The 20,997-nt window shown below is 47.6% G+C and carries 16 protein-coding genes; 3 read left to right on the forward strand and 13 right to left on the reverse strand.

Features of this window, described 5'->3' with window-relative positions; genetic code table 11:
• Positions 1-124: 124 nt before the first annotated feature.
• The gene (locus BN6628_RS13010) at positions 125-781 is read left to right on the forward strand and encodes a glycosyltransferase (RefSeq protein WP_187386134.1); all 657 of its coding nucleotides are present in this window, start codon (positions 125-127) and stop codon (positions 779-781) included.
• A 290-nt stretch (positions 782-1,071) separates the two neighbouring features.
• Here the strand turns inward: BN6628_RS13010 and BN6628_RS13015 are convergent, their stop codons facing one another.
• From BN6628_RS13015 to BN6628_RS13025, 3 genes are read right to left on the reverse strand one after another with little or no spacing between them, the layout of a single operon-like run.
• Positions 1,072-3,264: a DEAD/DEAH box helicase gene (locus BN6628_RS13015; RefSeq protein ID WP_068618052.1), complete on the reverse strand. Its 2,193-nt coding sequence runs from the start codon at positions 3,262-3,264 to the stop codon at positions 1,072-1,074.
• Entirely contained in the window at positions 3,261-4,580 is a 1,320-nt protein-coding gene (locus BN6628_RS13020; RefSeq protein ID WP_068618054.1) for an ATP-binding protein, read from the reverse strand. The genes BN6628_RS13015 and BN6628_RS13020 overlap by 4 nt, the downstream gene beginning before the upstream one ends.
• A 10-nt stretch (positions 4,581-4,590) precedes the next feature.
• Positions 4,591-6,090: a TerB N-terminal domain-containing protein gene (locus BN6628_RS13025; protein ID WP_068618056.1), complete on the reverse strand. Its 1,500-nt coding sequence runs from the start codon at positions 6,088-6,090 to the stop codon at positions 4,591-4,593.
• Between the two features lie 361 nt (positions 6,091-6,451).
• Between BN6628_RS13025 and BN6628_RS13030 the strand changes: the two genes are divergently transcribed.
• The gene (locus tag BN6628_RS13030; protein ID WP_068618058.1) at positions 6,452-7,276 is read left to right on the forward strand and encodes an AraC family transcriptional regulator; all 825 of its coding nucleotides are present in this window, start codon (positions 6,452-6,454) and stop codon (positions 7,274-7,276) included.
• A 36-nt stretch (positions 7,277-7,312) separates the two neighbouring features.
• On the opposite strand, the gene BN6628_RS13035 is transcribed toward BN6628_RS13030, so the two are convergent.
• The 7 genes from BN6628_RS13035 to BN6628_RS13065 all read right to left on the reverse strand — a co-directional run bounded on the left by BN6628_RS13035 (position 7,313) and on the right by BN6628_RS13065 (position 14,742).
• Positions 7,313-8,317: an aldo/keto reductase gene (locus BN6628_RS13035; protein WP_068618061.1), complete on the reverse strand. Its 1,005-nt coding sequence runs from the start codon at positions 8,315-8,317 to the stop codon at positions 7,313-7,315.
• A gap of 339 nt (positions 8,318-8,656) precedes the next feature.
• Positions 8,657-9,853, reverse strand: a complete 1,197-nt coding sequence (locus BN6628_RS13040) for an MFS transporter (protein WP_235847638.1) — start codon at positions 9,851-9,853, stop codon at positions 8,657-8,659.
• A gap of 67 nt (positions 9,854-9,920) precedes the next feature.
• Positions 9,921-10,475, reverse strand: coding sequence for a MarR family winged helix-turn-helix transcriptional regulator (locus BN6628_RS13045; protein WP_068618063.1), 555 nt, complete (start codon positions 10,473-10,475; stop codon positions 9,921-9,923).
• A 207-nt stretch (positions 10,476-10,682) separates the two neighbouring features.
• On the reverse strand, positions 10,683-11,480 hold the full coding sequence (locus BN6628_RS13050; RefSeq protein ID WP_068618065.1) for a histidinol-phosphatase: 798 nt from the start codon (positions 11,478-11,480) through the stop codon (positions 10,683-10,685).
• 43 nt (positions 11,481-11,523) lie between these two features.
• Positions 11,524-12,378 carry a carbohydrate ABC transporter permease gene (locus BN6628_RS13055; protein ID WP_068618067.1) on the reverse strand — a complete coding sequence of 285 codons (855 nt, stop codon included), beginning with the start codon at positions 12,376-12,378 and terminating at the stop codon, positions 11,524-11,526.
• A gap of 15 nt (positions 12,379-12,393) precedes the next feature.
• Complete coding sequence (locus tag BN6628_RS13060) at positions 12,394-13,293, reverse strand: carbohydrate ABC transporter permease (RefSeq protein WP_068618069.1); 900 nt, start codon at positions 13,291-13,293, stop codon at positions 12,394-12,396.
• A gap of 78 nt (positions 13,294-13,371) precedes the next feature.
• Positions 13,372-14,742: an ABC transporter substrate-binding protein gene (locus BN6628_RS13065; protein WP_068618071.1), complete on the reverse strand. Its 1,371-nt coding sequence runs from the start codon at positions 14,740-14,742 to the stop codon at positions 13,372-13,374.
• Positions 14,743-15,078: 336 nt separating this feature from the next.
• Here BN6628_RS13065 and BN6628_RS13070 point away from each other — a divergent pair, with 336 nt between their 5' ends.
• The gene (locus BN6628_RS13070; protein WP_068618073.1) at positions 15,079-15,927 is read left to right on the forward strand and encodes an AraC family transcriptional regulator; all 849 of its coding nucleotides are present in this window, start codon (positions 15,079-15,081) and stop codon (positions 15,925-15,927) included.
• A 185-nt stretch (positions 15,928-16,112) separates the two neighbouring features.
• Here the strand turns inward: BN6628_RS13070 and BN6628_RS13075 are convergent, their stop codons facing one another.
• The 3 genes from BN6628_RS13075 to BN6628_RS13085 all read right to left on the reverse strand — a co-directional run bounded on the left by BN6628_RS13075 (position 16,113) and on the right by BN6628_RS13085 (position 20,958).
• Positions 16,113-18,371, reverse strand: a complete 2,259-nt coding sequence (locus tag BN6628_RS13075) for an ATP-binding cassette domain-containing protein (RefSeq protein WP_068618075.1) — start codon at positions 18,369-18,371, stop codon at positions 16,113-16,115.
• 264 nt (positions 18,372-18,635) lie between these two features.
• Complete coding sequence (locus tag BN6628_RS13080; RefSeq protein WP_068618077.1) at positions 18,636-19,337, reverse strand: 4'-phosphopantetheinyl transferase family protein; 702 nt, start codon at positions 19,335-19,337, stop codon at positions 18,636-18,638.
• 136 nt (positions 19,338-19,473) lie between these two features.
• On the reverse strand, positions 19,474-20,958 hold the full coding sequence (locus BN6628_RS13085) for an amidase family protein (protein ID WP_068618079.1): 1,485 nt from the start codon (positions 20,956-20,958) through the stop codon (positions 19,474-19,476).
• Positions 20,959-20,997 lie beyond the last annotated feature (39 nt).

The following is a 20,997-nucleotide window of genomic DNA, read 5'->3' on the forward strand; positions in this document are numbered from 1 at the left end:
CCCCATAGGAATTTGCTCTAACATTTGCCCCTTTTCTATCTTGTGATCGCTGCATAAAACCGGAAATTTCCACCATAATAAGACAGCCTGTTTTATTGCAAAACTTACAAAGGAGCAGATTCATGTGAAAAATAAATCGTTTGTGGCGTTGATGCTAGCCTTGGCGCTCGTATTTGGCTTGACGCCACCAGCAGCACCTGTTCATGCGAGGACGGCGGATGCAAAGAAGGACTCAACTTGCCTAAGTTCCAAAATGGTGCAGCTGAAAGTTGATATGCAGAAGGTCTGGATCGATCATACGATATGGACAAGAAGTTATATTGTCAGTGCCGTATCCAATCGTCCCGACCAGAAGGACGTATTGGACCGGCTGTTGCGGAACCAGCAGGACATAGGCAATGTGATCAAGCCTTATTATGGGGAAGCCGCCGGTAACAAACTGGCTGATCTTCTAAGGGAGCATATTCTAATTGCAGCGAAAATTGTGGAGGCGGCCAAAGCGGGCAATCAGGAGAATGTGAAAAAGTTAGAGGCGGATTGGCATAGAAACGCCGACGATATCGCCAAATTTTTAAGCGCAGCAAATCCGAATTGGCAGTTTAAAGAGCTGCAGGATATGCTGTATACACACCTTCAGCTCATTACGGAAATCGTCCTTGAATGTCTCAAAGGAAATTGGAAGGCGGATATTGCAGCGACCGACAAAAATGAAGTTCATATGATTCATTTAGCAGACATTCTGACAGAAGGCATTGTCAGGCAGTTCCCTGAAAAATTCTAAGTAACCGCTATGCTGTAGACGCTAACCTTTTATAGTCAACCGAAGTTGCGGCTATAAAAGGCTTTTTTATAATTTATAAGCTCAACCTAATAAAACGGTTAAAAAAGGGGAGTCGTTGATTAACGATAACTCCATAGTTTTAAGATACTTAAGTTGTTGTTCTGTTAGTAATATTGCTAACACGCTATCCTGCTCCCACGAATAATGAGGCGCACCTGAGGGTGCACTTAGCAGCTCTACAAGCCCTAAAAAAGGCAGCTAAATACGAATATTTAAGCTGCCTTTTACTTTTACTGTATACGCTCCCACCCCAAGCTGACAGCAAGCCCTTTAAGGTCCAATCCGTCAGCAATAAAAGCGCTTCGCACTAATTCGGGCGCGACAAATTCGTCATACTTCCCTAAGTATGGAGCCTCCTGGTCATCAAGCAGCTGCTCCTCATGGCAGGTTCTGCACGCGGAGATGATTTCCTGAAGAAGTGTGGCTGCATCGCTTGGCCCTGACACAATCATATAATAAGGCTCCATCGGTACAACCGATCTTAAGGCAAGCCTCGTGGAAAGGGTGTGTTTTAGTAACCGTTCCATTGTGCGGAATTGTTTGCTTCCAATCCAGGGAAGAATGAACAAGGAGTCCCCTCCCGCCGGCACGATAATCTCCTTGAGCAGCCCGCTTTCTCTTGCCAAACGCCGGGCTCTTTCCAAACGGTTCACCGCTTCAGGTGAGAGATACGAGTAGATCTCCCCGCTGGCCAACACTTCCCTCATCTTCTGAGTGACAATGGTATGAATATCCCCACCTGAACCAAGCCACAACGTATCGACTTTCCCTTTGGCTGCTTTAACGTACACTGCCTTGTGTTTCGTATCCACCTCAACGACTTTCCACAGCTTCCCGGCAAGAGAGAAGCAGTAACCAGGCGGCGGGACGGTGGTGATGGAACCAAGTTCCTCAGAGCCGTTGTAGACGGAGTGTTCTTCATCATCTTTAAAGACGGCATAAAACCGGAAATTGTTGACGATCTTTTCCCCAGTCAGGCCAATGATCAGAGTCTTGTCCTCTGTCCACTGGATGTGATCCGTTTGTATCAGATAATTGAGCAATGTTCTATATTGGTCTGGAGTCACGTCACTAAAGGAAGGCAGCGTCAGTATCGTCCTCGCTAAATCGCCAGGCTCCGCTTCCCCCATGCTCTTAAGTACGCTCATAGTCTGATGGTACAGCGTCCCGATCGGAAGTTTGCGGGCTTCCAGGGGTTCTACCCATTTATGCCGCACATACAGCTCGATAACGGCAATTGCCCGGAGCAGTGTCCACGGAATGCGGGCCGGCAGCGGCGCTTCTTCGTCTTCCTCCTCTTGAATGACAAACATCATTTCTGAGGCTTTATCTTCACGCCGGCCCGAACGCCCTAGCCGCTGTACAAAGCTGGATGAGCTGTAAGGCGCGCCGAGCTGCACGACCCGTTCCAGCTCCCCTAAGTCGATACCTAGCTCCAGTGTTAGCGTTGCAGCCGTAACGGCGGGTCCAGGACCACTCTTGAGCGCATTCTCTGCTTCCTCCCGGAGCATGGCTGAAATGCTCCCATGATGCACGTGAAATATATCCGGTTGCTGCCGCCGGGCGGCTACCCTTCTCATTTCCAGCGTGGTCAGCTCCGCATCCGACCGGCTGTTTGTGAAGATCAGGGCTTTTTTTAGATGAGTGCTGTCATAGATATGGTTATAGTAAGCCTTTCTGACATTCTCCAGCTGCTCTGCCTGTTCCTCGTCACGGGCGTCCGGGAAAGAAAAGTGATCTACCCGCAGCCGAAGCTTACGACCGGCACCAGCGGTAACAACCTCCACGTCCTGCGGGCTTCCAGCACCCAGCCAAGCCTTTGCCGAATCATAGTCGCTCAGCGTTGCGGATAGTCCGATTCTGTGGGGGTGAGTACCTGTCATACGCTCAATACGGCTAATCTGGCTTAACACCTGAATTCCCCGATCGGCCCCCATGAAGGCATGAACCTCATCCACAATGACATATCTGAGATCGCCGAAGAGAGCTGTGATCGCATTCGGGCGGTTCATCAGAAGTCCCTCCAGTGATTCGGGGGTAATCTGAAGAATACCGGACGGATTACGCATGAGCTTCGTTTTCTCGGATTGGGAAACATCTCCATGCCAGTGCCATACCGGAATTCGGGAGTTCTGCAGGAGATCCTTAAGCCGTTCAAATTGATCATTAATCAGTGCCTTTAATGGACCAATATAAAGAATGCCTACGGACCGGGAAGGCCGTTCGTACAATTCAGTTAAGGCGGGGAAAAAGGCTGCTTCCGTCTTTCCTGAAGCTGTGCCTGCCGCAATAAGTAAGTGATGTGAAGTTTCAAAACAAACGCGGCACGCTTCAACCTGAGCAGGTCTGAGCGAATCCCACTTCTTTTTATAAATAAATTCCTGGAGAAACGGAGCAAGTCTGTAAAATGGATTCTGAGTCATAGTTCAAACTCCGAGAGAAAGTCGCTAACCTCATCCGGATCAGCGTCCGCTGGCTGAACTGTTCTCTCCCCAACAAGCTTTGCAAATGAGACTTCCGGATTCTGGTGTAACGTGTGAAGGAGATCCATGAAATCCCGGATCACTTCCCGCGGAGTGAGCAGCTGATCGGCCCCGAGCCGTCCAACGGCTGTTTGCATAAAAGCAATAAGCTCCTCATTGGTCAAGGCAGGTGTATATCCAAAATGCTGGCCATGAATTTGAGTAAGCTTCTGCAGCAGGATTAAGATTTCCTCATGAGACAGCATGTCGAGTTTAAGAATCGGGCCGGTGTAGTTCATGTACCCTTGATTGGCATATCGCCCTTCTATCAAACGGGAACGAAGCGCTTCGTAACTGAACAGACCTCTTCGTTCATCCTCTACAAATTGCGGTGTCCCGCCGATGAAGATTCCCAGATTCGCTGCCTTGCCCTGCATGGTATCGTTAAACATGGTAAGCAGCTTTTCATAGTTGCTTTGCCGGGAGACACTATTTGTAATTTTATATAAATTAACGGCTTCATCTATAAACAGCAGAAGTCCTTTATATCCTAACCGTGACGTAAACTCCGCCCAAAGCTTGATGTATTCGTACCAATTCTCATCATCAATAATTACACCCACATTGAGCTCCCGCTTCGCCTCGGTCTTGGTCGGAAACTCCCCTCGAAGCCATCGGAGCGCGGCCTGCTTCTGGTTATCATCTGCAAGCTTGTAGCCGTTCCAATAGATGGACAGCACCCTCGCAAAATCAAATCCATGCACCAGGCTTTGCATCTCTGCTGTAATAGCAAAAATCCGTTGTTCGACTTCCAGGTTCAGCGCAGGATCACCTGGGCGAAGCCCCAGCTCCTTCATCGCTTCCTGCTGAATTGAGGCAATCCACTTCTGCAGGATAGATTCAAGAGCCCCGCCGTCCGGCCGGGTCCGGGTGGAAAGGTGCATCATTAACTCCCGGTAGGTGGCTAAGCCTTGCCCTTTTGTGCCTACGAAACGCCGCTCGGGAGACAGATCGGCATCCGCGACGACAAAATCCCGGTCCATCGCATAATTCCGGATCGTTTGGAGCAGAAAGCTCTTCCCGCTCCCGTATCGTCCGGTAATAAACTTAAAGGCTGCTCCTCCCTCCGCTATGTTCTCCATATCTCTCAAAATAGCCTCGACTTCAGCTCTGCGGCCAACTGCAACATGCTCCAGTCCTACACGCGGGACAACCCCTGCGGTAAGGGAGTTGACAAGCGCCGTGGTAAGCCGCTTAGGTATTTTCTGTTCACTCATAGGATCATCATCACCCTTTCAAGGTCTTCACGTAATCCAAATAATCTTCAACGACACCATCTTCAGACACGATAAGATCACCAATATGCTCCATTGCGGCTTGGTTAATCTCATCGATAATAAGTGCCGGCAGCGTTCCATAATCTTCGGCCAAGCGGGTTAGCTCCGGGGAGTCACTCATGAGGGTCAGCAAAGCTCTTAAATGAATCTCTTCCAGAGCTTCCGCAAGATGCGACCACTCCTCTCCAAGGGTTCCCGTATCCCATACCCATCCTGCTGAATGAATCTCGGGTTTATGGTGATCCATAGCCGAACTGTCCGGCTGACCTATCAAGCCACTCACGTAATCTTCATGCGTATGGATCTCCTCATATGTCTCGGCCGGAGCTCCCTCTTCTTCAACGGTTAACATCTCACGCACATACTCCGTATCCTGCTGCAGCTGGACCAATCTCTCTGTGTCAATTTGGATGACTGACTGAGTAGGTTTCCGGTTATATTCCTTAGAAAGATAACGATCAATCAGGAGCTCCACTTCAGACTCTAGCTCAATTCCTTTTAAGCGCCCTTTAAAGCCCTTCTGTTTCCGGAGCCTATTCTCGGCAAACTTGAGAACCTGAGTTATGTACTGCCGCAGAGGAGTATGATTACGGACAGGCAAGCGGCTCACGGAGGTGGTGAACCCGGATAAGGTGCTGTCATAAATTGCGCTGCGGAATAGGTGCCGCTGAGTCCTCTGCTCCGTTTCAGGAGAGAACATGTCAATTAATCGCATGCCAGACATTTTGGTCATATAAGCATCCACAACCGCCATAATACGAGGAATGTAATATTCAAGGTCCACCTTGCCTTCCCCTTGGAAAAACCGGCTTCGTTTCATGTCATAATCACTTAAGGTTAAGAGCATGTCCAGTGAGATCTGGAGTGGCGATTCCCGGAATTTGCGTAACAGCAGCATATCAAGAAATTCGCCAGGGAGCCTTTCCGGTTCTCTTTCAAGTGAGGTAAGATGATCCGCCTCAAGAGCTAGGTCATGGATTAAAGTGAAATCAAAGATCCACTCAAACAAATAGTTCTGGAGCTGATGAAATGTTCCCCCATAGTGCGTTAATAGCCGGATCAGCTGCGCAAGTCCGCTTGTGGGCTCGGTCCAGCCTACCCCATTAATAAGTTCATAGACATGAAGAAAAATGTAGGACAAATCCGTCTGGGGAAACCGGTTATTCCGGACTTCTGATCTCCAGAAGAAGTACCATTGTTGCTGAGGATCGGTCATGTCGTTATAGGTGGGCCAGTAACACATAAACGGAACAAAAGGCGCTGGATCTCCAATGCGGTCCGCGAGGGCCTTCGCCTGATTGGTAAAGCGCTGCTCCCGGGTTTCATTTTCCACGGACACATTCCTAGTAATCCCAAGGTTCGCAAAAGTGTTTACGGGAATGCTCGTCCCCGTTTCTTCTTCATCAAGATCAAACTCCGAAAAAAACAGGTCATCTGATTTCCTTTTCATGCTTGAATTCACCTTCATCCAATATGGTTCCGATTATAGTGCGCTGGGGTTGCCGATTTCCGTCCCTCGTCAAAGCGAGAGAACACTTGTTTGTATTATATTCGAGTTCGGAATAGTTGCACAAGTATAATCACCACCACAGAACGAATAAGCCTGCCAGTTTGGAAAAGATATTTCAAATCAATCGGGCAGTAGTCCAGCAGCCCAACAAAAAAACCGAAGAAGTATTCTTCGGTTTACGAAATGTTACGTCAGCGAATGGCTTATTCCTACTAACGTGTCAATTTAAAATATGTGTTTGTTTTGCTGATAAAAGCACGGAAATGTGTCATGATGTAATATCATAGGAGGCGCATATCAGATGGATATTTGTTACTGTTATCACGGGAAACAAGTTTGTGAACCCGGCTTCGCTTGGGGTCCTGGCATCAAAGGGCAATACAAAATCATGTTCATCCATGCGGGTAAGGGCTTGTACCAGATCGGCGGTCAGACCTTTCATCTTCAGCAAGGTCAAGGTTTTATTGTATACAATGACATTCTATGTTATATGGAGGCGGACCCAACCGACCCTTGGATTTATTCGTGGATTGCCTTTTCGGGTACTGGGGTTATATCTCTATTTGAGCGGGTACACATCTCTCCCCTTCAACCTGTGTTCAGATACTCTCCGTTGTTTTGGTCCGATCCTTATTTGGATGAATTATCCGCCTGCGACGAGAACCATAACACGTCTGAACTGCGAAGACAGAGCATTCTGTTCGGGTGTCTCGCCGATTGGATCGAAATGTTGATCGCAACGAGTCAACTGCTGCCCGAGCCACGGCCCAAGGATGTATACATTCGTAAAGCGGTCGAATTTATTCGAATGAACTATAACCAGAGGATTTCGATTTCCCAGGTTGCTCGCATGGTTGGGATTGACCGTGTCTATATGTCCGTGCTTTTCAAGGAAATTCTAGATGTTTCCCCACAACAATACTTGCTTAACCTGCGGATGGACAAAGCGGGTGAACTGCTGAACAACCCGCTTTTATCCATTGTGGAGGTCTCTCATTCTGTTGGCTATAGCGACCCGCTGCTGTTCTCCAAGATGTTTAAAAGAGTAAAGGGACACTCACCGTCACACTTTCGGGATGGGCTTAAAAGAGACAGGTCAATAGGTCTTTCAACAACCCCTGACTAATTTGTCCGTTTATCGAATCAAGTTCTGGGTTTGGTTCTACCAGGGAACATCCCCGATATTATGCATAACCTGGTCGATCTCTTGAAGTTCCGCTGCTGATAAAGGATCCGCGTGAACCGCTTGCACGTTTTCCTCAATTTGACTTACACGGCTTGCACCAATCAGCACCGAATCGACGCCGCCTTCTCGCAGCGCCCATGTCAGAGCCATCTGCGCCAGCGTCTGGCCTCGGCGCTTCGCGACCGCTTCCAGCGAACGGAACTTATCAATCCGTTCTGCAGACACAGCCGCCGGCTTCAGAGTACGAAGGCCTGTTTTAAACTCAGCTTCCAGCTTGTCGATATATTTCCCGGTCAACTGTCCGCGACCAAGCGGGCAAAAAGCCACCGTGCCGGCCCCAGCTTCAGCCAGTACATCCTGCAGCCCATTCTCAATCCAGCGGTTCAGCATCGAATACATTGGCTGGTGGACAAGCAGTGGTGTACCCAGGTCCTTAAGAATTGCAGCAGCTTGTTTTGTCTCCTCCGGTCCGTAGTTGGACAAACCGGCATATAGTGCCTTACCTGACTTCACGGCATGGGCAAGCGCCCCCATCGACTCCTCTATCGGGGTATCGCCATCAGGACGGTGATGATAAAAGACATCGACATAGTCGAGTCCCATCCGCTGAAGGCTGCGGTCCAGGCTTGCAAGCAGGTTTTTTCTTGATCCCCACTCACCGTACGGACCTGGCCACATATAGTAACCAGCTTTGGTTGAGATAAACAACTCATCCCGGTAAGGCGCGAGATCCTTTCTCAGAACGCTTCCAAAGGTTTCTTCGGCCGATCCAGGGGGCGGGCCGTAATTGTTCGCCAAATCAAAATGTGTGATACCGAGATCGAAAGCGCGTAATATCATCGCACGACTATCCTCAAATGGCTTGTCCCCTCCGAAGTTTTGCCACAAGCCGAGCGAAACAGCTGGCAGCCTGACGCCGCTCCGGCCGATCCGTCGGTACTCCATTTTCTCGTATCTCTCCTCGTTCGCTGTATAAGTCATTTGGTTTCATCCTTTCTCATTCCTTGACGGGATACCGATCTTGAACACCGAAATATGTACATATCTTCTTATCACATCTCCCACAAGGCATGTCATAAAGTTATAATCCTGCTATTAGACAGCTCAAGTATATCTGATAAGTATTGTGGATTGGAATGTCACTGTGATATAAGTGCATGTCATAATGTTATTTGAATCCGACATGAATTCTGGATGCAGCACCTGAACAGGAGTAACCTTTTAACAAAAATGTGGACATTTCCGCCTCTTTAGCAGCGGATGCCCACATAAGGTTCAACCTAAAAAATGCGATCTACGAGATTACAGCCATGTTTAATGTTATAATGAAGGACTTTCCTTACGAATTAGGCAGGCAGCTAACAATCCCAGACTGAGCACAAGCGCCAGCAAGATAAAGGTGAGTGGGTAACTGGCGGTTCTCATGCACTGAATCGAAATCATGGGTCCCAGGCTCGTTCCAGCAAACAAGATAAACGTATAAGTCGATACCGCACCCCCCCGCGATTTACCGCCGAATTGACCAACGAGTGAGACAAGAGATGGAACTGCAAGGGCAATGCCTGCTGTAAAAATGATACTCATCACGACGAGCAGCGGCAAATTGGAGATTAGCCCCAAAGAGGCCAGCCCGAGAATAGCTAACAATACCCCTCCCCGCAATACCGCCAGTGTGCCAAACCGCCCGGCAAGCCGTCCCGCATAAGGCGAAATCAGCATTCCCAAAACACCAAAGGAGCGAACGTATAAAATCCCCTGATTATCCAGCCCGAATGTAGAGCCGCTTATGTAATTTCCAAGCACGGTCGACATGCTAACGAAGGACATCAGCAGAACAAGTGCCACCAAATACGCGAAAATCAGATTTTTATGGGTGAAAACTCTGCCCATATTCCGAATCGGCTCCAGAATGCTGGAATTCGGATGCTGAATATCATCCTTCGGAAGAAACTTCAATATCAAAATAGCGGTAACCGTATATACAGCGGCCAGCAAATAAAAGACTGCGTTCCATCCAAGATGTTGACTGATGATCCCGCTCAAGACTTGCCCGACAATACCAGCAACCAGGAATCCTGTACTTATGAATCCAATTGCCGTTACCCGTTTCTGCGCCGGATACATCTCTACCGCATAAGCAAGCGCAACAGGGGAGAATGTTGCTGCCGCCGCACCCTGTAATCCCCGGAGTACGATAATCCAGGAGAAACTGTGGACTGTGCCTAGCAGCAAAGAAACGAAGGTTAAGGCAATCAAGCCGATAAAGATCACTTTCTTGCGGCCGTACTTATCTGATACGGCTCCATATATCAGACAACCTAAGGCAAATCCCAAAGAGAAAATACTTCCCGCAGCCGCAGCCTGCGTGGAAGATACACCGTAAATATCCGAGAACAGAGAAATGAGAGGAATAGTTACATATAGGCTTGACATGATAACCATGCCTGACCAGCACAACAAAGCTGTCATGAAAGAATAATTCCGTTTTGCCATGCTGGCAGCGGATGCTTGTGTCATAATAGTACCTCTTTCATTATAATAATATGAAATTAGTTAGATAATCTAATCATATTCCGAAAAAAATTTATCGCCCTCCTCCCATACGTTTCTCCGCCAAGCGGTGCAGTTTAATTAAAATTTGCTCAAAAGCCGCACTCTCCTCTTCGGTCAAGCCTTCAACCAAAGAGGCACAAGTTGACCAGAAGGTCGGAAGAACTTGCTTAACTAATTCGCTTCCCTCTTCCGTAATACTTACATGAATCATACGCCGGTCCAGATCGCTCTGGCTGCGGATAATCCACTTCCTCTTTTCCAGCCAATCGAGCAGAGCAGTTACCGAAGCCCGTCTGATGCCGAGTCGATCTGCTAGGGCGGAAGGAGTAATAAGGTCCCTTCCCTCATGCAGCACAAGCAGAAGCAATAAGTCCAGCTTGCTCTCTGTAATGCCGTAAGGGGCTAACTCCAGGTCCATGACATCAAGCACGTTGTCACTGAGCCACAGCATAAGCAGTCCCATATGAGCCGATTTACGTTCCGTATCTTTGGAGGCGGCCTTACTCATAAGCTCTAGATAAGGTCCAACACCAAGTGGCGGCAGTTGTTGATCCGCCAAATGCTCTTTAGTTCTTTTTTTTCTCATTTACTGATCCTTCGCAATGTAATTAGATTATCTAACTAAAAGAAATGTAACATAATTCATCAAGCGTTGCAAGTTAAATCAATATCACATACGGAATGCAAAAAGACTTTATCCAAACGAGGTTACAAGATTGCACCCCGACTTGAATAAAGTCTTATGTTGTATATCACAAGATCAGGCTATAGCCCTCCTTGTTGTTTACGGTGTTCACCGAACGATCGGAACCATCAGCCGCTCACGATTGCGGAACACGGCCCACTCCCGGTAGCCGATTTCATATAAATGTCTGCCGATCGCTGCGAAATGCTCGCCTACGCGTTCGGGTTCGTGCGCATCAGAACCAAAAGTCACCTTAACTCCATAATGGAGTGCGCGTTCCAGGAAGTAACCGTCCGGCACCCAATTGTCGTCTGAGGAATTGATTTCAATCACGACGTCACTGGACGCAATCGCTTTCAAAGTGTCGTCGGCTGCTTCCGTGCGCAGCTCCGAGTAACCATAGAAGTAACGGTTCAAAGAATCCACGTGACCCAAAATATCATATAGTCCAGATTTCGCGGACTGAGCGATATAATCATAGAATAAAGTTTTCACTGCCAGTTTCTCTGCCGCAGTCAAGCCCTCCCAATATTCCGAATCATAGATGCTGATTCCTGCGAACTCATGCACGGAGCCAATGACATAATCAAAAGGATAAGCTGCAATGACCGAACGGTATAAATCCAGGTGCTTCGGCAAGAAATCAGCTTCGATGCCGAGCAGCACCTCTATTCTTCCTTTATATTCTTCCTTCAGCTTCAGAACCTCGTTAACATAAAGGGGAAACTCTTTCTTCGCCATGCATCCGCCTGAAGAAGGATGATCCTCTTCAGAGGCAAAAAGTGGCGTATGGTCGGAGATACCGATCATGTCCAATCCCTGCTCTATTGCTGCTTCAATATAGTCTCTAACCGAGCCAACTGCGTGTCCGCAGCGCTCATGATGGGTATGGAAATCAAATTTCATGGGAAACCTCCGATAACTACATAATAATGGCTCAATAAATCAGTTAACCTTTAGAACCGGATATCACGATTCCTTGAATAAAGTACTTTTGTGCAAAGAAGAAGATGATCAACAGCGGTAGAATCGCGACCAGCGAAGCGGCCATCAGCAGGTTCCATGGAGTTGCCCCATATGCTGCTGTAAAATTGGCCAGACCAAGCGAAATCGGGTATTTTGTCATATCGTTCAAATAAATGAGCGGTCCAAACAAGTCATTCCATCTCGATATCAGTTCCAATATAGCCGCTGTGGCAAAGGCCGGCATGGATAGCGGAATGAGCACGCGGAAATACATCGTAAAGTGATTACCCCCATCGATTTTGACGGCTTCATCCAACTCTCTCGTGATACCTAAATAAAATTGCCGCATCAGAAAGATCGTAAATGAACTTCCCGTAAAAGCCGGGATCACGAGCGGCAAATATGTGCCTGTCCAGTGCAGCTTTGTAAACAGCAAATATTGCGGAATCAATGTGACCTGAGACGGAATCATCATCGTGCTAAGGACAAGCCCGAATAGCAGGAGGCTGCCGCGCGCCCGCAATCGTGCAAAAGCGAATGCAGCCATCGATGAAGAGAATACGACCGCAATTACCGTAACGGCTGAGTACCATACGGAATTCCAGAGAAAGCGGCCTAACGGCGCATCAATGAAGATTTGCTTGAAATTGGACCATTGTAAATCAGTAGGAAACCACGTCATCGGAACCCGATGGATTTCACCAATCGTTTTAAGTGAAGTGGAGAGCATCCAAAACAACGGAAATGCGAATAAAAGAACACCACCGTACAAAAGAACATAAAGCACTACTTTGTTCAAGGGACGCATTTCGCCATATTTGTACGATTTACTTGGCATGATGAAGGCACCTCCTTACTTCGAGTCATATTCATAGTGGACGAATCTTTTGGAGCCCCACATCGAAACCAGTGTGAGTGCGAAAATCAGCAGGAATAAGATCCATGCTTGAGCAGAGGCATATCCCATCCGGAACTGTTTAAATGCAGTGTCGAATAAATAATAGACGTAGAAATAAGAGTTCCAGTCCGGACCACCCTTGGTAATCACGTAAGATTCCGTAAAAATTTGCAGAGATGCGATCATGCTGATAATAGTGTTGAATAGGATAACGGGTGAAATGAGCGGGACTGTAATTCTCCAGAACTTAGTGAAGCCATTCGCCCCTTCCAATGAGGCAGCCTCGAACAAATCTGCCGGGAGCGATTGCAGCGCCGCGAGAAAGATGACCATTGTGCTGCCCGAGGCCGTGAGCTGCATGAGAACCATAGACGGTACTACTGTACCGGGGCTCGTAAACCATCCCGGCCCTTCAATTCCGAACCAATCGTAAAGTACGGAATTCACAACACCAAACTGCGGGTTGAGCAGCCAAGACCATAGAAATGAAACGGCCACCCCGGATACAATGCTGGGCGCGTAATACAGCGTGCGAAGCAGGGACTGCCCTTTGATTCGATGATTAAGCAGAACCGCAATAATTAATGAGGTCAAGATGGTAAACGGTACGGCCAGCAAGCTGTAATAAAGCGTCACAGACAGCGATTTGTAAAACAGCCGATCCCCAAACAACTGGGTATAATTGCTAACCCCTGCAAATTTCGGGGAAGAGATGACGTTATATTCAGTGAAGCTGAGCAGCAGCGAGAAAATAATAGGGCCCCCAGTAAAGCAAACAAAACCAATAAACCATGGGGCTATAAAAAACCAAAACGACCTTTCCTCCCGCTTCATGGCGAGCGTAAGCTTTCTCATGGGTACCTCCTATTGCCGGGCGGGAACCGCAGATGGTGGTAGTTCACGCCCGGTGTAATTTGCTTCAAGCTCTTGCTGTTAGTGATTCAAATTTAGCGATAGGAGTTTATCCTTCAAGTTGTTCAAGCCGTCAGTCACACTCTCCTTGCCTCCCCACACCTGATAGAGCGACTGATTCATCGTTTCGAGAATGGTATTGAAGTTAACAATCAAGTGATTTTCTGCTTCACGTCCATATTTGATCGAACCTTCATGAACCTGTTTGAACGCCTTGGGATCCATGCCGACTTCTTTGCCCATTTTGTCATACCACAGCTTGAACAGGCTTGTATCCGCAGGTGTTCTCCCTACATCATTCATATACTTGTAGGCACCGCCGCCCTCTGCCGGGTTAGCCAAATGCCGTACGAATTCCCATGCCTCATCGGGATGTTTACTTGTTGCTGAAATGCTCCAAGGATCGACATATAATGGGACCTTGCGGCCCTCGTGATATGGAACAGCAGCAACCCCCCATTTGAAATCCGCTTGTCTATAGGAGCCAAGTCCCCATCCTCCCGAGATGTACATGCCCACTTTGCCGGTAAGGAAAGGATCACCAAGTTGTTTAGACGCCTCGACCGTCTCTGCGTCTGGTGCGACTTTATACTTGTTGATCAGATCCACGTTGAACTGCATGGCTTGGATATTCACAGGCTTCGTAAGATCAGGCTCACCCATTACGCCAGTCGTATATGCCTCTGGTTTGAACATGTCTCCACCGAACAACCATGTCATTTCGTTTGCGCTTAAAGCAGTGGAGAAGCCAAAAACCTGCTTCCGGGCATTGCCCACATCATGAGACAATTTCTTCGCGGTTTCGAGCATTGTATCGAAATTCCAGGACTTGTCATCCCAGTCCGTTGTCGGGTAAGGAAGGCCCGCCGCATCGAAAAGGTCCTTATTGTAGTATAGGTAAGTCGCGTTGCTCACGAGCGGGACACCGTAATACTTGCCATCAATTTTATAAATATTGAGCAGGTTCGGGTCCATCGTATTGAGCTCGGGGGCCCCCTTCTTGATATAAGGAGTCAGGTCCTTTAAAGCCCCCATCTTCATATAAGTGGCAAAGCCGCTGTCCGCCTGGTTCGGATTCCATACATCGGGTGCATTGCCACTGGCGATTAAGGTAGTCAGTTTTTGATCAAATTGATCATACGGAATATTCTCAAGCCGGACTTTCACATTGGGATGACTTGCTTCGAAGGTCGAGATCATGGTGTCCTGCCATGCCTTTTTATCCGGGTCTGTTGCCATCACCCACACGATCTCTGTCTTATTACTCTGGGGATCTGCACTATCCGACTTATTCGATCCGGATGTATCGCCGCAAGCAGACAGCACCGTGGAAAGGGAAAACAAGAGAAGCACACTCATCAGAAACCGATTTTTCGAGATTTGATTTTTCATGATTATTCTGCCCCCGTTATTAGACCAAATTTACAAACCACTTTAACTTGGAACCTCGAAAACCCAGTTTTTAACTAATGTTAATAAAACTAACTCGAAAATCCGAAAACAATTTTACAATTTTACACAATGTTAATAAATCTGACTTCAAACTTAAAATACCCAATTTTGTAATTTCTTTCTTTATGCATCACCTACTGTTTTTTGCGCCTTGTTGCTATCAATATAGCATATGAAAATATGATTTTTCCGCACATATATTATCTATTTTCTATTTTTTCTACATATGTTATTATAACTATGAAATTCACAACATAACATGGTGGTGGTAGGTTTATGCACTCGGACTTTTATGAAGCTGCTAAATTTGATGTTAGTCGTGAGAGAAAATATAACACAAGCATGCCATCGCGTCATTATCACAACGGTTATGAGATTTTTTATCTGGTCTCTGGGGATATCAGCTATTTCATTGAAGATAAAAGCTACCAGGTAGTTGGGGGAGCTTTGCTGATCATCAATATGAATGAGATCCATAAATTGGTCAATTCAAGTAAGGAGACCTTTGAACGGATTACGCTGCTGTTTCAGGAAGAATTCCTCGAAGATATGTTTCCTTACAACGACAGTTTTCATGTGCTGTCCAGCTTTTCAAGCGGCAGAAATTTCATGCCTTTAAATGGCCAGGAACAAAGCTTTATTGAGAAGCATTTCGATAAAATGATCACCGAGTTTAACAAGAAACCTCCCGGTTATGAGTATTATTTAAAGACGCTGCTGTTTGAGCTGCTTATTTTCATTTACCGCAAGACGTCAACGCTGCCTGCGCCCGAACCATCCAGAAGCAATCCGATTCATAAAAAAATCTTTGATATTGTAGATTATTTGAATCAGAATTACCACGAGCCCCAAACGATCCAAGGCGTTTCCAGCAGGTTCTTCATCAGTCCCTCTTATTTCTGTAAAATGTTTCGGGAGAATACCGGCTTCACCTTCACCGAGTATTTGAACAATGTCCGGATTAAGGAAGCTCGTCAGCTCTTAACCGGGAGCACTTTAAGAATAGCCGATATTGCCGAAAGGGTCGGCTTTGAGAGCATGACGCACTTCGGGCGCATTTTCAAAGATATCATCGGCCTGTCACCTCTTAAATACCGCCAGACCTATAAATCGGAATTGGATTGAGCTGAGAAACGCATTAAATTGTAAGTGTGACTGAAAATTTTATGCTGAAATATAAAAAGAACTGCCGGCATAGTCGGCAGCCCTAGTTAGGAACCCATGATTACATGGGTTCTTCTTGTTATAAGAAAATATCTGATTCTGTTTATTACACAAGAGTAGTTTTTTAGTTTTGTATTTTTGATCGATTATTGCTTCAAGTATCTTCCCGTGATCGACTGCTCCGCATACATGATCTGAGGAGGCGTGCCCTCAAACACCACTTGGCCGCCCTTGCTGCCTCCATCCGGTCCCATATCGATGATCCAATCCGCTTGGCTGATTACATCGAGATTGTGCTCGATGACAATCACCGTATTGCCCGCATCCACAAGGCGGTTCATGATCTCCAGAAGGTGACCGATATCTGACATATGCAGGCCGGTCGTCGGCTCGTCCATCACATAGATGCTGCCCTTCTTATGCAGCTCGCTGGCCAGCTTGATGCGCTGGCATTCTCCTCCCGAAAGCGTGCTGAGCGGCTGGCCAAGGGTAATATAGTTCAGCCCAACATCGCTCATCGCCTGAAGCTTGCGCACGACCTCTTTTAACTGGAAAAAGTCCAATGCCTGTTCCACCGTCATCTCCAGCACTTCTGCAATCGACTTGCCGTTCAGCTTGTATGCAAGCACCTCTTCCTTGAACCGTTTACCTCCGCATACTTCACATGGCAGCTTCACACTGTCAAGGAAGGAAAGATCCGTATATACAACGCCCAGCCCTTGGCAGTTCTCGCAGGCCCCTTTGGAATTAAAGCTGAACAGTCCCTGGTTCACCTTGCTGGCGGAGGCAAACGCCTTGCGCACGTCATCCATAATTCCGGTATATGTTGCTGGATTCGAACGGGTGGATACGCCTACCGCCGATTGGTCGATGACGATTGCATCCGGATGCTGGCTTAAGAATACTTCGTTAATCAGGGTACTTTTGCCTGAGCCGGCGACACCCGTAACCACAGTCAGTACTCCGGTTGGGATATCTACAGTCACGTTCTGCAGGTTGTGAAGCGTGGCATGCTTAATGGGCAGCTTGCCGGATGGCTGCCTGCAATCCTGCTTCAATTGGAGCGGCCGCCTCATGTGGGTACCTGTCAATGTACCTGATTCCAGCAGGCCTTGGAAGCTTCCTTCATACATAATGGTACCGCCTCGCCTGCCGGCATGTGGCCCGACATCAACGATATGGTCTGCAACTTTAATTACATCCGGATCGTGCTCGACGACAATTACGGTATTACCCTTGTCACGGAGCTTCTTGAGCAGCTCATTTAAACGGTGTACGTCACGGGGATGCAAGCCAACGCTGGGCTCATCGAAAATATAAGTGACATCTACCAGACTGCCGCTCAGGTGCTTCACCATTTTGACGCGCTGCGACTCGCCGCCAGACAAGGTATCTGTCTCACGATCCAGCGTCAAGTAGTCAAGTCCGATATCCACTAAATGCTGCAATCGTTCAGTCAGCGACTTCACGATCGGCTCGGCAACAGTATCGTCAATCTCCCGAATAACGCGAATGAGCTGGCCTACCTCCATGGAGGACATTTCGGCAATGTTGAGTCCATTGATTCTGCAGTTAAGTGCAGCCTGACTGAGTCTCGCCCCATGGCAGCTGGGGCATGGACCCTCGGAGATATACGGCGCAACAGCTTTTTGTGTGCGCTCGGACTTCGTCTTGACATCCTGCTTAATGTATTTGTTGGTGAACTTCTCAATGACACCTTCAACTGTAATATTAATTGTCTTTCCGCCGAACTGCGTAGCCACTTTCCTCGCCTTGCTGTACAGCAGCTGTTCCAGTTCTTCCTCGGAATAATCGCTAAGCTTCTTGTCGGGATCAAAAGGCCCCGACTGCACGGCCATCGTCCAATCCATACTGTCCACCGAATAGCCCGGCAGCAGGATTGCTCCTTCATTAAGCGACTTGGACATATCAAGCGCCTTGCTCATATCAACGGCAAGGCTGCGGCCAATTCCGTTACATTCGGGGCACATACCTAGCGGATCGTTAAACGAAAACATATGAGCTTGTCCAACATAGGGCTGCCCCACCCGGGAGAAGAGAAGACGAAGAATGGGCGAAATATCAGTAATTGTGCCCATCGTGGAATGGGAGCCTCCACCCAGCCGCTTCTGATCCACGATAACAGCCATACTCAGGTTCTCGATCGAATCTGTATCCGGCTGCGGATAGCGGGGCAGGAATGTGCGTACGAACATGCTGAAGTTCTCATTCAGCAAGCGCGTGGATTCAGCGGCGATCGTATCGAAGACGATCGATGACTTGCCAGAGCCGGATACCCCCGTAAAGATCGTGATCTTCCGCTTTGGAATGCGTAAGGATACATTTTTGAGATTGTTTTCCCTCGCACCCGTGATGATTATGTATTCCTGATTAGATTCGCTCATGCTTCAAACATCCCTCCGATGGCGTTAATTTTGTTTATTCACATTGTAGCATTTCATTTAACGTAAAATACAATGACTTGTCAAACTGCCTGAAGATGAAATTAAACCGGCTGCAAACGAGCTGCAGCCGGTTTATGTTGGATGAGAAACCAGAGTTTTTATGAAGAAGAAGATGCTTTAGTACCGAATGCGGTTTTATTCCAATAACTTTCGAACTCAAAACGTAATATATCCGCATTCCAGAAAAGATATGAAGATTTTAGTTTATTCATCATAAAATTGAAAAAGCTTGTTTTGAAATTCTGCTAGTGAAAAGCGGGGTACCTGGTCAGGGATATTGTTATGGGCACTGCAAATCGCCAGTGCATACCCGGATAAGTCCTCGTAAACTCTAAAAAACCAATCTTCCCCATCTGTTGGAGCATTTAAAATAATCCGGTCTCCAGTAGGCACCAGCGAAAAACTGTCTAAAGGGATGGACAGCCCTTTCCCTACCGCTTTGATGTAACTTTCTTTAAGTGTCCAAATGCGATAAAAGCTCGTTAATCTCCGTTCCAGAGATTGATCTGATATATATTGTATTTCTGCCGGGGCGAAGAAACGCTCGGCAATGTCCAAATCAATCGGTTTGATCTGCTCCACATCCAATCCGATTGGACATTCATCTACAGCAGCTATAACCCACTGGCCGGAATGAGAGATATTAAAATAAAGCTGGGGGTGGTTTTGCAGCCGGGGCTTGCCGAACTCATTATACTCAAATTGAATATGCTTATCTTCCATCCCCCATGCTTCTCTCAGATGAATTCGAATAAGCATTTCGCCAAGGATCGATCGAATCTTGTCCTCGGCAAAATGCAGCTTGTTCACTTTCTGGGCTCTTCCCTCACTGATAAGCTCCATCATACGCCGAAACCAATCGTTATTAATCTTAAACTCTTCTATGTATACCGCAGCTATTTTCATTTGTGTTCCTTTCTGTTCTTAAAAGGGTCCCCGCCCCTAGCTGAGCTTGTCGTGAAATTAAAAATTTAAGCTCAGCCATGAAAGGGGGGCTGTTCTATGTTTGAAAATAATAATATAGCATTGAAGGAACGTGAGTCTATACGGTTGCAGCACGATAAGGCGCCGGGGCAACAAATCCGCCGGTAATTTCTTCACATATTTCCGCAAAGTCTATCGTTTTATGATCCTGAAATTGTCCCGACACAATCTGAATTCCGCAAGGCATTTCTCCTTCCCGATGCTGAAGGGGCATAACCGTTGAAGGCAACCCGAGCACAGTAGCCAGCACGTTCCAAATCAAATGCTCATTGTATCCGACTGCTTTGCCGTTCACATCCAGGCTTCTTCTATGTACGGCCATCTGCATATGCGGAATAGCAAGTACCGGACTCACCGGCATAAGCAGCACATCGTATTGCTCAAATAAAGCGGCGAACTTCTGATGGTATTCCTGCCGCAATTGATCTGTCCGCCGCTGCTCGGCCGGACCGTCATTCATAGCGGCATAATATCTATCAAGCCCCTCCGGGAAGGCGGAGGTGAATGCTTTGGACATTCGCAGCCCAAGGGAAGCAAGACTGGCCACCATCCGCTGCCGTGCATTAAATGAGGTTCCTACCAATCTGGCGGACAGCTGGATTGCAAGCTCAAACAGCTCTTCGATACGAATATCCGCCGGCATCTGGCGATGAACCTCAATCTCTGACTTCTGGGACAGTTTGGCGATAAAGTCCTCGTATCTGCGTATGATGGGTGCATCCAGCTCATGAGCGGCATCTCCAAACCAGGTGAGCACTTTGATTTTGTTTTTGCTGATTAACGTATTCGAAGTAAAATCAGGCTGATCTGGCACCTCAAGCCATGGATCATATAACACTTTCATCATTAAGCGTAAGTCGGCGGCAGAGCGTGCCAGAGGCCCTGCTGCTGACAAATCCGGTTCGCTCGGATCATCAGGTGGGTTGCCAGGGACGTGACCTCTAACCGACATGCCCCCAAGACTGCAGCGATGGGCATATACCCCGGTATAATGAGCTGGGATACGAAGGCAGCCTATCAAATCACTCCCGAATTCCACCGGGGTGAAGTCTGCGGCCAATGCAGCCGCGCTGCCTCCAGATGAACCTCCTGGGCTCAAGCTCAAATCCCACGGGTTGTTGGTCGTTCCGTAGATATCATTATACGTCTGCCAGTCCGACGTCATGGTTGGCACATTGGTTTTCCCCATAATGATGGCACCTGCATTAAGCAGACTTTGCACGGTTGGAGCATTGCCCTGCGCAACATTGCTGCGCAAATGTTTGGCTCCGGAGGTTGTCAATAATCCTTTGACGTTAAAAGACTCTTTGATTGTCATCGGAAGCCCGTGCAAAGGACCGCGGATTGTGCCAGCCTCCCGTTCAAGATCCGCCAGCTCTGCCTGCTGTAATGCGGCTTCTCTCTGCTGCTGAATGACTGCATTTATTTCGGGATTAAAACGATCTATGCGCGTGAAATAATACTCGACGAGCTGCTTGGACGTCACTTGCCCTTCGCCCAATTGGCGAATTAGCTCCGAAGCGGTCTGATAAACCCATTCCATACGATCTCCTCCCTCGATCTTACTAGATGACACCCTGAT

This window comes from Paenibacillus tuaregi (genome assembly GCF_900086655.1).
GTDB lineage: Bacteria > Bacillota > Bacilli > Paenibacillales > Paenibacillaceae > Fontibacillus > Fontibacillus tuaregi.